This is a genomic window from Nocardioides sp. P4_G10 (genome assembly GCF_056401175.1).
Window position 1 is genome coordinate 20,628 of sequence record NZ_JBFUJV010000024.1, and the last position, 13,399, is coordinate 34,026.

The window sequence follows — 13,399 nt, forward strand, 5'->3', positions numbered from 1 at the left end:
TTCCACGCCGCCTGCCCCACTGAAACCGGTGGATGGTTGGATCGACGCATGCCGGATCCAGTGCGCCTCGACACGCGGGTCCGGACGGGCGCGGACCCGGACGCGGTCTACGACGCCTTCACCGGCTGGGTGGCCGACCAGGGGCTCGACCTCTACCCGCACCAGGACGAGGCGGTGATCGAGCTGCTCGGCGGCAACCACGTCGTCCTCGCGACGCCGACCGGGTCGGGGAAGTCGATGGTCGCCATCGGCGCCCACGTCGCGGCACTCGCCCGCGACGAGGTGAGCTTTTACACCGCCCCGATCAAGGCGCTCGTCAGCGAGAAGTTCTTCGCGCTCATCGAGGTCTTCGGCGCCGACAACGTCGGGATGCTCACCGGCGACGCCGCGGTCAACCCGGACGCGCCGATCATCTGCTGCACCGCCGAGGTGCTGGCCAACATCGCGCTGCGCGAGGGTCGGGCGGCCGACGTCGGGCTCGTGGTGATGGACGAGTTCCACTTCTACTCCGAGCACGACCGCGGCTGGGCCTGGCAGGTGCCGCTGCTGGAGCTCGTCGACGCCCAGTTCCTGCTGATGTCGGCCACGCTGGGCGACGTGTCCTTCTTCGTGGAGGACCTGAAGAGACGCACCGGCCGCGACACCGCCGTCGTCGACGACGCCGAGCGTCCGGTGCCGCTGAGCTTCCGGTGGTCGATGGAGCCTCTGGACGACACCCTCGAGGAGCTGGTGACGACCGGCCAAGACCCGGTCTACGTCGTCCACTTCACGCAGGCAGCCGCTGTCGAGCACGCGACCAACCTGGTCAAGTCCCGGCTCGGCTCGTCGGGTGGCGGGCCGAAGGTGGACAAGGAGGCGATCGCCGCCAAGATCGGGGCCTTCCGGTTCGGCGCCGGCTTCGGCAAGACGCTGTCGCGGCTGGTGCGCAGCGGCATCGGCGTCCACCACGCCGGGATGCTCCCGAAGTACCGCCGGCTCGTCGAGACGCTCGCCCAGGCCGGTCTGCTGCGCGTGATCTGCGGCACCGACACGCTGGGCGTCGGCATCAACGTGCCGATCCGCACTGTGCTGTTCACCGGGCTGGCCAAGTTCGACGGCACCAGGCAGCGGGTGCTCCGGACGCGGGAGTTCCAGCAGATCGCCGGCCGCGCCGGCCGCGCGGGCTACGACACGGCCGGCTACGTCGTCGTACAGGCGCCGGACTTCGTGATCGAGAACGAGCAGGCGAAGGCCAAGATCGCCGCGCGCCAGGCCGCGGGCAAGAAGAAGTCCAAGGCCCAGCTCAAGAAGGCGCCCGAGGGCACCGTGGTGTGGACCGAGCAGACCTTCGACAAGCTCGTCGCGGGGGTGCCGGAGCGGCTCCAGAGCCGGATGAAGGTCGACAACGCGATGCTCGTCAACGTCGTGACCCGCGAGGAGGACGCCTTCGCCGTCCTGCGCCGGCTTGTCACCGACAACCACGAGGAGCGGCGCGGGCAGCTGAGGCTGGCCCGCCGCGCCCTGCGCCTGTCCCGCTCGCTCGTCCGCACGGGCATCGTGACCCGGCTGCCGGAGGTCGACGAGTTCGGCCGCCGGTTCGTGATGACCGTCGACCTGCCCGACAACTTCGCGCTCAACCAGCCGCTGGCGCACTTCGCGCTGGCCGCCTTCGACGTGCTCGACCCGGAGGCGGAGACGTACGCCCTCGACGTGGTGTCGATCGTCGAGTCGGTGCTGGAGGCGCCGCGCCAGATCCTGATGGCGCAGCAGCACGCGGCCCGTGGGGACGCGATCGGGCAGATGAAGGCCGACGGCCTGGAGTACGACGAGCGGATGGCGCTGCTGGAGGAGATCACCTGGCCGCAGCCGCTCCGCGAGCTCCTCGAGGCGCTCTACGAGACCTACCGCCAGACCCACCCGTGGCTCCCCGACGACGCGCTGTCGCCGAAGTCGATCGTGCGCGAGATGTGGGAGCAGGGCATGGGCTTCACCGACTTCGTGGGTCGCTACCAGCTCGCCCGCTCCGAGGGCCTGGTGCTGCGCTACCTGACCGACGCCTACCGGACGCTGCGCAACTTGGTGCCCGACGCCCACCACGCGCCCGAGGTCGAGGACGTCATCGAGTGGCTGGGGGAGACGGTGCGCCAGACCGACTCCTCGCTCCTCGACGAGTGGGAGGCCCTGTCGGACCCGGACCACGCCTCCAGCGCGGTCGCGCACCACGAGCCGCCGCCCCCGCCTCGGCCGCTGTCGCGCCAGGAGCGCCCGTTCCGGGTGATGCTGCGCAACGCGATGTGGGCACGCGTCGACGCCGTGTCGCGCGATGACCTCGACGTGCTCGTACGCCTCGAGCGCGCGGCCGCCGACCGCACCGACCCGCCGCGGCAGGTCGTCATGGGCCGCTCGGTGTGGGACGCGGCGCTGGAGGACTACTACGCCGAGCACGACCGCGTCCTGACCGACGGCGACGCCCGCGGGCCGGACCTGCTGGTCGTGGGGGAGGAGCGGACCGGGGAGCCGGTCGGCGCCGAGGAGGGCACCACGGCCCGCCTGCGCGACGTACGCCAGACGATCCACGACCCCGAGGACCACCACGACTGGGTCATCGAGGCGATGGTGGACTGCGACGCCACCGACAGCGCCGGTGAGCTCGTGCTGGCGACCGTCGCCATGCGGCGGCTCGGGGACAGGTGACCGCCCGGACGGCACGGACGACCGCGTAGAGTCCCGCCGCGGCAGCAGGCCGGGACCCGCCGGAACTCATCTGCGAACTGTCGACGTGTCGACAAAGTCGACGGCGTCCGGCGTGGTCCAATCGAGGTCCAGGCCGATGCACGACAGGTGCCTCATCCGACCCACGAGGAGCAGACATGAGCGGCGCGGGATTCCCCGGTCACGACACGGGCAGCAGTGCCCCGCAGATGCCGCCCCTCGTGCGACCACCGCACCCGCACCAGACCCCCCACCCCCGCCCGACCCCGCGAGACGAGCAGACCGTGACCCAGCCGATCCCCTTCGAGCGTCCGCTCGAGACACGCGCCACGACGACCCTCGAGGCGGAGACGCCCCTCGGTCCGACCGGGCGTCCGATGCCGGTGTTCCCCGAGCCGCGGCCGCTGACCGAGCACGGTGGCGCCCGCGTGATCTCGATGTGCAACCAGAAGGGCGGGGTCGGCAAGACCACCACCACGATCAACCTCGGCGCCTCGCTCGCCGAGCTCGGGCGCAAGGTGCTGCTCGTCGACTTCGACCCCCAGGGCTCGCTGTCGGTGGGGCTCGGCCTGCACCCCCACGAGATGGACCTGACCATCTACAACCTGCTGATGGACCGCGAGACCGTGCTCGACGAGGTGGTGGTCCCGTCCGGCATCGAGGGCATGGACCTGCTGCCCTCCAACATCGACCTGTCGGCCGCCGAGGTGCAGCTGGTCCACGAGGTGGCGCGCGAGCAGACCCTGCAGCGGGTGCTCGCCCCGGCCCTCGAGCACTACGACGTCATCCTCATCGACTGCCAGCCCTCGCTCGGCCTGCTGACCGTCAACGCGCTGACCGCCTCGGACGGCGTCATCGTGCCGCTGGAGTGCGAGTACTTCGCGCTGCGCGGCGTGGCCCTGCTGAAGACGACGATCGACAAGGTGCGCGAGCGGCTCAACCCCAAGCTCGAGATCGAGGGCGTGCTGGGCACGATGTTCGACGGACGCACGCTCCACAGCCGCGAGGTCATGGAGCGCCTCGTGTCGGCGTGGGGTGACAAGGTCTTCCACACCGTCATCCGACGCACCGTGAAGTTCTCCGATGCGACCGTCGCCGGCGAGCCGATCACGGCCTACGCCTCGTCGTCGGCCGGCGCCGACGCCTACCGCCAGCTGGCCAAGGAGGTGCTGACCCGGTGGCCCGCCGAGTGAGCATGCCGGCCGCGGACGACCTGTTCCGGCCGACGTCCGAGACCGCGCCCGCGGACCCCGCTCCCGAGCAGCGCCAGCGCCGCGTCCGGGCCGTGGTCGACGACGCCGAGCCCGCCGGACCCCGCAAGCCCAGCGGCCGCGTGCGGCACGACGAGAAGATGACGGTCTACGTCACCTCCGACGAGCTGCTCGACATCGAGCACGCCCGCCTGACGATGCGCCGCGACCACGGCCTCGCCGTCGATCGTGGCCGCCTCGTCCGGGAGGCGCTGGCAATCGTGCTCGCCGACCTCGAGGCCCAGGGCGCCGACAGCGCGCTGGTGCAGCGGCTGCTCGACGAGTGAGCACCGCCCGCCCCGCTGTCCCGGACCTCACACCCGGCGGCACCATCGAGCCGGGCAGCGAGGCCCCGGCGTTCGCCGTACGCCTGGACAACTTCGAGGGCCCCTTCGACCTGCTGCTCGGACTCATCTCCAAGCACAAGCTCGACATCACCGAGGTCGCGTTGTCGCAGGTCACCGACGAGTTCATCGCCCACGTGAAGAATCTCGGCGGCGCCTGGGACCTCGAGCAGACCACGTCGTTCCTCGTGGTGGCGGCGACCCTGCTCGACCTCAAGGCTGCCCGCCTGCTTCCGCAGGGCGACGTGGAGGACGAGGAGGACCTCGCGCTGCTCGAGGCGCGCGACCTGCTCTTCGCCCGGCTCATGCAGTACCGCGCCTTCAAGCAGGTGGCCTCGGTCCTCGAGGAGCGACTGTCCTCGGAGTCGCGCCGGCACCCGCGGGCGGTGGGGCTCGAGGAGCAGTTCGCGACGCTGCTGCCCGAGGTGCTGATCGGGATCGGGCTCGACGAGTTCGCCCGGCTGGCGGCGAGGGCGATGGAGCCCAAGCCGGTGCTCGAGGTGTCCCTGCAGCACATCCACGCCGCCAAGGTGAGCGTTCGCGAGCAGGGCCAGCTCGTCGTCGACCGGCTGCGCCGCAGCGGCACGATGACCTTCCGGGCGCTGTGCGGTGACTCCCCGGACCGGCTCACCACCGTGGCTCGCTTCCTCTCGCTGCTCGAGCTGTTCCGCGAGGGGGCGGTGTCCTTCGACCAGGTGACCCCGCTCGGCGAGCTCACCGTGCGCTGGACCGGCGCCGAGGACGGCGAGGTCGACATCCACGACGAGTTCGACGGCGCCCCACCGGGCGACGATGATGCACCCATGCCGTCGGCAGCCGCCGACGAGCCCGAGGAGGACCAGTGAGCGAGCAGCCCGACAGCACCCAGCCGGACCCGGGTCCCGTCGAGGACGCCGGGGACGACACGCTGGACGTGGCGGTCGCCGAGCTGCGCCCGGCGCTCGAGGCGATCCTGATGGTCTCCGACGAGCCCCTCGGCACGGTGCGCCTGGCCTCCGTGGTCGGGCACCCGGTCGAGGCGGTCGAGGCCGCCCTCGAGGCGCTGGCGGGGGAGTACGCCGAGCAGGGCCGCGGGTTCGACCTGCGATCCGTGGCCGGTGGGTGGCGGTTCTACTCGCGTCCGGAGTTCGCGGGCGTCGTCGAGTCGTTCGTGCTCGAGGGCCAGCAGGCGCGGCTCACCCGGGCCGCCCTCGAGACGCTGTCGGTGGTCGCCTACAAGCAGCCGGTGTCGCGTGCGCGGGTGTCGGCGATCCGCGGCGTCAACGTGGATGGTGTCATGCGCACGCTGCTGACCCGCGGGCTGGTCGAGGAGGCCGGCCAGGACGAGCTGAGCGGCGCGAACCTCTACCGGACCACGTCCTACTTCCTCGAGCGCATCGGCGTCACCTCCCTCGACGAGCTGCCCGAGCTCGCGCCCTACCTGCCCGACATGGACGACCTCGAGGACGAGCTGGCCAGCGTCGCCGGGCTCGACGCCGAGCCGGTGCCGGAGCCGGCTGCTGAGCCCGCTCCCGTCGACGTACCGCCCGCTCCCCAGCAGCCGCAGCCGGCTCCGCGCCACGCCTCGCCCCACTCCGGCGACGGCACCGAGCCCGACGGCGGGACCGAGATCTCTTGACCACCCCACGACACCACTCGCTTCGCTCGCGCTTCCGCAGGGACCCCGAATGAGACCGCACGACGCACCCGACAACGACCAGCCCGCCTCGCAGCGCCCCGACACCGACGAGGACGGCCTGATCCGGCTGCAGAAGCTGCTCGCGCAGTCCGGCGTCGCCAGCCGCCGCAAGTGCGAGGAGCTCATGCTCGACGGCCTCGTCGAGGTGGACGGCGAGGTCGTCACCCGGCTCGGCACGAAGGTCGACCCGCGCACCGCCGTCATCCGGGTCGAGGGCAAGCGCCTGCCCCCGATCAGCGACAAGGTCTACCTGGTGCTCCACAAGCCGCGCGGCGTCGTCTCGACGATGTCGGACCCCGAGGGCCGGCGCACCCTGGGCGACCTGGTCGCCGAGCGGCCCGAGCGGCTCTTCCACGTCGGCCGGCTCGACACCGACACCGAGGGCCTGATCATCCTCACCAACGACGGCGACTTCGCGCAGCACCTCGCCCACCCCTCGCACGAGGTCGACAAGACCTACGTCGCCGAGGTCGACGGCGAGGTCCACGTCCGGACGATCCGCGAGCTGCTCGCCGGCGTGACGCTAGAGGACGGCCCGGTCACGGTCTCCCAGGCCCGGGTGCTCGGCGGTGACCCGCGGCGCGAGGGCAGCAACCGGTCGATCGTCGAGCTCACCATCCACGAGGGACGCAACCGCATCGTGCGGCGCCTGCTCGCCCAGGTCGGCCACCCGGTGCGCCGGCTCACCCGCACGCAGATCGGGCCGGTCACCCTCGCCCGCCTGCGGTCGGGGGAGATGCGCGAGCTCACCGTGGCCGAGCTGGGCGAGCTGATGGACAGCGCGCAGCTCTGACTCCGGACGCGGCTAGGCTCGTCGCGTGGCAGTGAGAGCAGTGCGTGGGGCGACCCAGCTCGAGGAGGACACCCGCGAGCACATGCTGGACCGGGTCGCCGAGCTGGTGACGGACGTGATGGAGGCCAACGACCTCGAGGTCGACGACTTCATCTCGATCATCTTCACCGCGACCAGCGACCTGACCAGCGAGTTCCCGGCCTATGCCGCACGGCAGCTCGGCTTCTCCGACGTCCCGCTGGTCTGCGCCCGCGAGCTGGAGATCGCCGGCTCGATGCCGCGGGTGGTCCGGCTGATGGCGCACGTCGAGACCGACCTCCCGCGCTCGGAGATCACCCACGCCTACCTCCACGGCGCGGCCAACCTGCGCCGCGACCTCGCCCGGACCACCAGCCATGACTGACGACGACCTGCCGGCCCTGACCGGGCCGGTGGAGGTCGTCGGTGCTGGCCTGATCGGCACGTCGATCGCCCTGGTGTGCAGCCGGCTCGGCATCGAGGTCGTGCTGCGCGACACCTCCGGGGAGAACCTGCGCACCGCCCACGGCCTCGGGGCGGGACGCGTGGCGACGCCGGACGACCGACCTCAGCTGGTCGTGGTGGCCGTGCCGCCCGCCTCGGTCGGCGACGCCATCGTCGACGCACTGAGCCGCACCGATGCCGTCGTCACCGACGTCGGCAGCGTCAAGGCCGCCCCCTTCGAGGAGGTGGCCGGCCGGGTCGGAGCGGACGACCTCGCCCGCTACGTCGGCTCGCACCCGATGGCCGGGAGCGAGCGCTCCGGCCCCCTCGCCGCGAGCGCGGCCCTCTTCGACGGACGGCCCTGGGCCGTCACGCCGCACCGCTACGCACGCCCCGACGCCGTACGCCTCGTCGAGGCACTGGTGCTCGAGTGCGGGGCCGCGCCGCTGGTGATGGAACCGGGGGAGCACGACCGGGCCGTCGCCCGCATCTCCCACCTGCCGCACCTCGCCGCCGTGCTCGTCGCCGGACGCCTGGCAGCGGCCCCGGCCGAGCACCTCGCCCTCTCGGGCCAGGGCGTCCGCGACGTCACGCGCGTCGCGGCGAGCGACCCGGAGCTGTGGCAGCAGATCCTGGAGGCCAACTCCGAGGCCGTGCTCGACCTCCTCGCCGAGGTCCGCGCGGACCTCGACGCCCTCATGACGGCCGTCGCCTCCGACGGGTCCCCGGACCTCGTCGAGATCCTCACCCGCGGCAACGCGGGGACGGCCGCGATCCCCGGCAAGCACGGCGGCCCGGCGCGACCGACCCGCTCGGTCTTCGTCGCGGTGCCCGACCACCCGGGCGAGCTGGCCCGTCTCTTCGGCGACGCTGGCGAGATCGGCATCAACATCGAGGACGTCCACATCGACCACGACCCGGGGCGCCCCGTCGGCCTCACCGAGCTCGTCGTCGAGCGCGGCAGCGCCGAGCAGCTGCTGGCCGCTCTCGAATCCCGCGGGTGGACGACCCACCGGTAACCTTCTCGCCCGTGAGCACCGTCGACAGCACCGCACAGACCGGGTCCCTCGTCATCGCCGTCGACGGCACGTCCGGCTCGGGGAAGTCGAGCACCTCGCGCGGCGTGGCCGACCGGCTGGGCCTGCGCTACCTCGACACCGGTGCGATGTTCCGCGCCATGACGTGGTGGCTGCTGCGCGAGGGCATCGACGTACGCGACACGGCGGCGGTCGCGGCCGCCGCGGGGCGTCCCACCATCGAGTCCGGCACCGACCCGCTGGGCCCGACCATCACCGTCGACGGCACCGACGTCTCCGTCGAGATCCGCGCCGACGAGGTCAACGCCGCGGTCAGCCCGGTCAGCGCCGTGCCGGAGGTACGCGCCCGCCTGCTCGACCTGCAGCGCGAGGCCATCGGTGGGGGCGGCATCGTCGTCGAGGGCCGCGACATCGGGTCCGTCGTGTGGCCGCAGGCCGAGGTCAAGGTCTACCTCAGCGCCGACCCCGACGCCCGCGCCCAGCGTCGTACGGCCGAGCAGGGTGGCACGGACGTCGCCAGCACGCAGCAGTCCCTCCTCGAGCGCGACCGCATCGACTCCGGGCGGGCCACCGCGCCGCTGACCATGGCCGAGGGTGCGGTCCACGTCGACAGCACGCACCTGACGCTCGCCGAGGTGATCGACCGGATCGTCGCGCTGGCGGAGGCACGACGAGCGTGAACCGGGCGGACCTGCCTGCCAGCGCCGACGAGCACCCCGCCACCCGGCTGCTGAACCTGCTGCGTCCACCCGCCGCGCGGCTGGTCCGCACCCGGTGGCCCGTCGTCGTGCACCACGCCGACCGTGTGCCGGAGGCGGGCGGCGTGATCCTCGCGAGCAACCACATCGGGATCATCGACGGGCCGCTCCTCGCGGTCTTCTCGCCCCGGCCCGTCCACGCGCTGACCAAGCAGGAGATGTTCGAGGGGCGACTCGGACGCTTCCTGCGGGCCTCCGGCCAGATCCCGCTCGACCGGTTCCACGCCGACCCGGGCGCGATCCGTTCGTGCCTGCGCGTCGTCCGCGACGGGGGAGTGGCGGGCATCTTCCCCGAGGGCACCCGCGGCGACGGCGAGCTGCACCGCTTCCACCACGGTGCCGCCTACCTCGCCCTCGTCACCGGCGCCCCGGTCGTACCGGTCACGATGCTCGGCACCCGTCCGCCCGGCGGCGGCGGCAACGCCCTCCCGGCGCGCGGCGACACCGTCGACCTGGTGTTCGGGCAGCCGTGGCGGACGACACAGCAGCCCTGGCCACGCACCCGGGAACACGTGGCGGCCACGTCGGTGTTGCTCCGGGAGCACCTGCTGTCCGAGCTGGCCACGGCGCTCGGCGACACGCGCCGATCCTTGCCCGGGCCGCTTCCTGCGGGACAATCCGAGGACGACCCCGACACCGGGCTCGTCGAGCCATCCAGAGAGCTGTGATCACCCATGACTGAGTACGACGCCGGCGTCGACGCCGCGTCCACCGACGAGCCGACCGGACCCACCCCGGTCCTGGCCGTGGTCGGGCGACCCAACGTGGGCAAGTCCACCCTCGTCAACCGGATCATCGGGCGCCGCGAGGCCGTCGTCGAGGACCGCCCCGGCGTGACCCGGGACCGCGTGTCCTACGACGCCAACTGGGCCGGCCGCGCCTTCACCGTGGTCGACACCGGTGGCTGGGACCCTGACGCCCGCGGCATGGCCGAGCGCATCCGCGCCCAGGCCGAGGTGGCCGTCTCGCTGGCCGACGCCGTGCTGTTCGTCGTGGATGCGACCGTCGGGATCACCGACTCCGACGAGGCCGTCGTACGCATCCTGCGTAAGTCGGGCAAGCCCGTCGTCCTGGCCGCCAACAAGGTCGACGACCAGCGCACCGAGGCCGAGGCCTACGGCCTCTGGAACCTCGGCCTGGGCGAGCCGTTCGCCGTGTCCGCGCTGCACGGCCGTGGGTCCGGCGACATGCTCGACGCGATCCTCGCGGCGCTCCCGGAGACGCCCAAGGAGTCCTTCGAGGAGGTCGGCGGCCCGCGCCGCATCGCGATCGTCGGCAAGCCCAACGTCGGCAAGTCGTCCCTGCTCAACATGCTGGCCAAGGAGGACCGGGTCGTCGTCGACAACGTCGCCGGCACCACGGTCGACCCGGTCGACGAGCTGATCCAGCTCGGTGACCGCACCTGGCGCTTCATCGACACCGCCGGCATCCGCAAGCGCGTCAACCAGGCGTCCGGCCACGAGTACTACGCCTCGCTGCGCACCACGACCGCGATCGACCGCGCCGAGGTGGCGGTGCTCGTGCTCGACGCCAGCGAGACCGTCTCCGAGCAGGACATGCGGATCATCCAGACGATCCGCGACGCCGGCCGCGCGATGGTCATCGCCTTCAACAAGTGGGACCTCGTCGACGAGGAGCGCCGCTACTACCTCGAGCGCGAGATCGAGCGCGACCTCGTCCAGCTGAAGTGGGCGCCGCGGATCAACTTCACCGCCCGCACCGGCTGGCACGTCGACCGCCTCGTCCCGGCCATCGACAAGGCGCTCGAGGGCTGGGAGACCCGCATCGGCACCGGTGCCCTCAACACGTTCCTCGGTCGCCTGGTCGCCGAGCACCCGCACCCCGTGCGCAGCGGCAAGCAGGCCAAGATCCTGTTCGCGACCCAGCCGTCGGTGGCCCCGCCCACGTTCGTGCTCTTCACCAGCGGCAAGCTCGACGCCTCCTACGAGCGCTTCATCGAGCGTCGGCTCCGCGAGGAGTTCGGCTTCGTCGGCACGCCGATCGTCATCGAGCAGAAGCCACGGGAGAAGCGCAAGCGCTGACCCGCGGGTCAGGTCACGGGTCGAGGCCCTGGGCCTGCAGCCAGTCCATCGGGTCGACGGGGCTGCCGGCGGCCGGGCGCACCTCGAGGTGGAGGTGCGGACCGGTGGAGTTGCCGGTGGAGCCCACGCTGCCGATGACGTCCGTGATGCCGACCTGCTGGCCGGCGACGACGGTCGTGTCGGTCTGGTGGCAGTACCAGATCTCGGTGCCGTCGGGGAGCGTGAGGATCGTGCGCAGCCCGTAGGGACCGGCGTACGCGACCTCGGTGACCATGCCGTCGGCGACCGCGACCAGCGGCTCGCCGGCGTACGCGCTGAAGTCCTGTCCGCCGTGCTCGGCCTCCCACAGCGGGCCGGTCAGCCCGAAGCCGGCCGAGAGGTCGTACGACGCCAGCGGCAGCACGGCGCGCACCGCGTCCGGGTCGCCGTCGTAGCCGTAGCGGGCCAGCACGGCGCGGTATCCGATGAGCGCTCGGTCGCGGGCGTCGGCTGCCTGGTTGAGGGTCGCCAGGCTCTGCTCGCGCTCGGCGAGCTGCTCCGCGAGGGCGGCGGCCTGCGCGACGGCCTCGGCCGCACCGCTGTCCTCACGCACGACCGCCTCGGGTGCGGCCTGCGCTGCGGGCGCGACGAGGCCCGTCCCGACGATCGCCGCGAGGGCGGCGACCACCAGGCCGAGGCGTGGCACAGCTGGCATCAGGGAACCCCCACAGGTCGACGGTCCATCGTGGGACGGCGCGGGTCGGCACTCACGGGGTTCGGCGACAAATGGCCCACTCGGACTACGTCCGTCTCCACCCGGCGAACCGTTGCGAGGACGGGGGAGCGGCGAGGACGGCGGGTCGATTCCGTGACCGCGGAGGCCCTGCGGTAGTCTTCCCATCGCTCCGCAGGCCTCGTGCCAGGAGCACTCGGGCTGTGGCGCAGCTTGGTAGCGCACTTGACTGGGGGTCAAGGGGTCGCAGGTTCAAATCCTGTCAGCCCGACCGAGAAATGGCCCCTGACCTGCGGAAACGCAGGTCAGGGGCTCGTTTCGTTTCGAGTCAGATCGGCTTGTGGCACGTTTATGGACCAAAAACCCTCGCGTTGCGCCTCGCTGGCTGGGATGTCGGGTCGACGGCTAAGTCACTTCAGTGGTCGTGCTGCGTGGAGGAGGCCCGAAGAGTCAGCCGTCCGACGCGATCGTCCTGGGGGCGCCGGCGAACGTCTGAAGGACGTGCGTCACGTCAGGGGTGGTTCGGTCCTTCTCGATGTAGAACTCCTTGGTGATCGCGTCCGAGGAGTGGCCGAGAAGGCGGGCGGCAGTGTCCGAGTCGACCAGGCGGTCGATCAATGTCGCGACTGTCTTGCGGAAGGTGTGTGGGGTCACCCAGTCGAACCCGGTGTCTGCGCGGATTGCGCGCCACCGCCGCTCGATGTTGCCGACCTGGTGCCAGGTGCCGTTCCGGGTCGCGAAGACCGCGTGGTGGTGGTTCGACGGTTGGGCGATGCGCCGGCGCATCAGTACGTCGACAGCGAACGGCGGCAACGCGATGGTGCGCTTGGACGAGTCGGACTTCGGCTTGGGTTTGCGGTAGGTGCCCTTCCCGGTCTCGGTCTTGATGGTCCCGCTGATTGACACTGTCGGCGGGGCGGCACTGAGGTCGATGTCTGTCCATCGGAGCGCGAGCACTTCGCCGATACGGCAGCCCGTCGCGAGCAGCAGGTCGACGATGTCGGGGATGTCCTGGGTGGGTTTGGGGCCAGGACGCTTCTTGGTCATCCAGGCGTCCACCGCCGAGCGGAGGGCGTTGAGGTCCTCCACCGACAGCGCTTGGACGTCCTTCTTGTCAGCTCGGAGCCGCGACGTGGAGGCGACCGGGTTGGTGAGGACCGCACCGTCGATGACAGCGGCGTCGAACATCATCTTGAGGACCGTCTTCGTCTTTTTGCGGCGGCTGTGCGAGTCCTGCGATCTAATCAGTCGTTCCAGCCGTCCAGCTGAGGCCTCGCGCAATCGGATGCTGCCGATAGCGGGGTTGATGACGTTCGCGATGATGCGTTGGTACTCGTTCGCCGTGCTTGGTTCGGAGCGTTGCTCGGCGCGATACAGCGACAGCCAGACCTCGGCCACCTGGCTGATCCGCATGTCCGGATCGAGGAGGTCGCCGGCGGGCGCGCTTCGGTCGGCGATCTTGGCCTTGAGCTCTCGTGTGGCCGCGGCGGCGCTGCGGCCGGTGGCCTTGACTTGGCGGCTGACGCCGTCGAGGTCGCGGAACCGCGTGCGCGCACGGTAGATGCCAGGGCGGACCTCTTCGGTGGTGATGCTCCCGAACGTTCCCAGGGGCAGCGTGGGCCGGGCCATCGG

Annotated in this window: 13 protein-coding genes and 1 tRNA gene; 12 read left to right on the top strand and 2 right to left on the bottom strand. The window is 71.6% G+C overall.

The features are described from left to right. Positions 1-48 precede the first annotated feature (48 nt). From AC1DP1_RS19640 to der, 11 genes are all read left to right on the top strand, one after another. Positions 49-2,673, top strand: a complete 2,625-nt coding sequence (locus AC1DP1_RS19640; RefSeq protein WP_477508268.1) for a DEAD/DEAH box helicase — start codon at positions 49-51, stop codon at positions 2,671-2,673. Between the two features lie 302 nt (positions 2,674-2,975). Then, positions 2,976-3,884, top strand: a complete 909-nt coding sequence (locus AC1DP1_RS19645; RefSeq protein WP_477508269.1) for a ParA family protein — start codon at positions 2,976-2,978, stop codon at positions 3,882-3,884. Between the two features lie 2 nt (positions 3,885-3,886). Then, complete coding sequence (locus AC1DP1_RS19650; RefSeq protein ID WP_477508316.1) at positions 3,887-4,228, top strand: hypothetical protein; 342 nt, start codon at positions 3,887-3,889, stop codon at positions 4,226-4,228. Further along, positions 4,225-5,130 (top strand): segregation and condensation protein A, encoded by a 906-nt coding sequence (locus tag AC1DP1_RS19655; RefSeq protein ID WP_477508270.1) that lies wholly within the window; start codon positions 4,225-4,227, stop codon positions 5,128-5,130. The genes AC1DP1_RS19650 and AC1DP1_RS19655 overlap by 4 nt, the downstream gene beginning before the upstream one ends. Further along, positions 5,127-5,903 carry an SMC-Scp complex subunit ScpB gene (gene scpB / locus AC1DP1_RS19660; RefSeq protein ID WP_477508271.1) on the top strand — a complete coding sequence of 259 codons (777 nt, stop codon included), beginning with the start codon at positions 5,127-5,129 and terminating at the stop codon, positions 5,901-5,903. The genes AC1DP1_RS19655 and scpB overlap by 4 nt, the downstream gene beginning before the upstream one ends. A 49-nt stretch (positions 5,904-5,952) precedes the next feature. Further along, the gene (locus AC1DP1_RS19665) at positions 5,953-6,756 is read left to right on the top strand and encodes a pseudouridine synthase (RefSeq protein WP_457189763.1); all 804 of its coding nucleotides are present in this window, start codon (positions 5,953-5,955) and stop codon (positions 6,754-6,756) included. 25 nt (positions 6,757-6,781) lie between these two features. Further along, a complete protein-coding gene (gene aroH, locus AC1DP1_RS19670) occupies positions 6,782-7,159 on the top strand; it encodes a chorismate mutase (RefSeq protein ID WP_457189765.1) in 378 nt (125 codons plus the stop codon). Continuing rightward, positions 7,152-8,237 (top strand): prephenate dehydrogenase, encoded by a 1,086-nt coding sequence (locus tag AC1DP1_RS19675; protein ID WP_477508272.1) that lies wholly within the window; start codon positions 7,152-7,154, stop codon positions 8,235-8,237. Before aroH ends, AC1DP1_RS19675 begins: the two co-directional genes overlap by 8 nt. 11 nt (positions 8,238-8,248) lie before the next feature. Further along, positions 8,249-8,935 (top strand): (d)CMP kinase, encoded by a 687-nt coding sequence (gene cmk / locus AC1DP1_RS19680; protein WP_457189769.1) that lies wholly within the window; start codon positions 8,249-8,251, stop codon positions 8,933-8,935. After that, positions 8,932-9,681, top strand: a complete 750-nt coding sequence (locus tag AC1DP1_RS19685; RefSeq protein WP_477508273.1) for a lysophospholipid acyltransferase family protein — start codon at positions 8,932-8,934, stop codon at positions 9,679-9,681. The genes cmk and AC1DP1_RS19685 overlap by 4 nt, the downstream gene beginning before the upstream one ends. 6 nt (positions 9,682-9,687) lie before the next feature. Further along, complete coding sequence (gene der / locus AC1DP1_RS19690) at positions 9,688-11,055, top strand: ribosome biogenesis GTPase Der (RefSeq protein WP_477508274.1); 1,368 nt, start codon at positions 9,688-9,690, stop codon at positions 11,053-11,055. 13 nt (positions 11,056-11,068) lie between these two features. Here the strand turns inward: der and AC1DP1_RS19695 are convergent, their stop codons facing one another. After that, the gene (locus AC1DP1_RS19695; RefSeq protein WP_477508275.1) at positions 11,069-11,749 is read right to left on the bottom strand and encodes a M23 family metallopeptidase; all 681 of its coding nucleotides are present in this window, start codon (positions 11,747-11,749) and stop codon (positions 11,069-11,071) included. Positions 11,750-11,964: 215 nt separating this feature from the next. Here AC1DP1_RS19695 and AC1DP1_RS19700 point away from each other — a divergent pair. Continuing rightward, positions 11,965-12,038 (top strand) — tRNA-Pro (locus AC1DP1_RS19700). A 179-nt stretch (positions 12,039-12,217) separates the two neighbouring features. Here AC1DP1_RS19700 and AC1DP1_RS19705 read toward each other — a convergent pair. Next, on the bottom strand, positions 12,218-13,396 hold the full coding sequence (locus AC1DP1_RS19705) for a tyrosine-type recombinase/integrase (protein ID WP_477508276.1): 1,179 nt from the start codon (positions 13,394-13,396) through the stop codon (positions 12,218-12,220). Between the last annotated feature and the right edge of the window lie 3 nt (positions 13,397-13,399).

Coding starts and splice junctions, on each gene's coding strand:
- AC1DP1_RS19640 (WP_477508268.1), top strand. CDS start 49: ATGCCGGATCCAGTGCGCCTCGACACGCGGGTCCGGACGGGCGCGGAC.
- AC1DP1_RS19650 (WP_477508316.1), top strand. CDS start 3,887: ATGCCGGCCGCGGACGACCTGTTCCGGCCGACGTCCGAGACCGCGCCC.
- AC1DP1_RS19665 (WP_457189763.1), top strand. CDS start 5,953: ATGAGACCGCACGACGCACCCGACAACGACCAGCCCGCCTCGCAGCGC.
- AC1DP1_RS19675 (WP_477508272.1), top strand. CDS start 7,152: ATGACTGACGACGACCTGCCGGCCCTGACCGGGCCGGTGGAGGTCGTC.
- der (WP_477508274.1), top strand. CDS start 9,688: ATGACTGAGTACGACGCCGGCGTCGACGCCGCGTCCACCGACGAGCCG.
- AC1DP1_RS19695 (WP_477508275.1), bottom strand. CDS start 11,749: ATGCCAGCTGTGCCACGCCTCGGCCTGGTGGTCGCCGCCCTCGCGGCG.
- AC1DP1_RS19705 (WP_477508276.1), bottom strand. CDS start 13,396: ATGGCCCGGCCCACGCTGCCCCTGGGAACGTTCGGGAGCATCACCACC.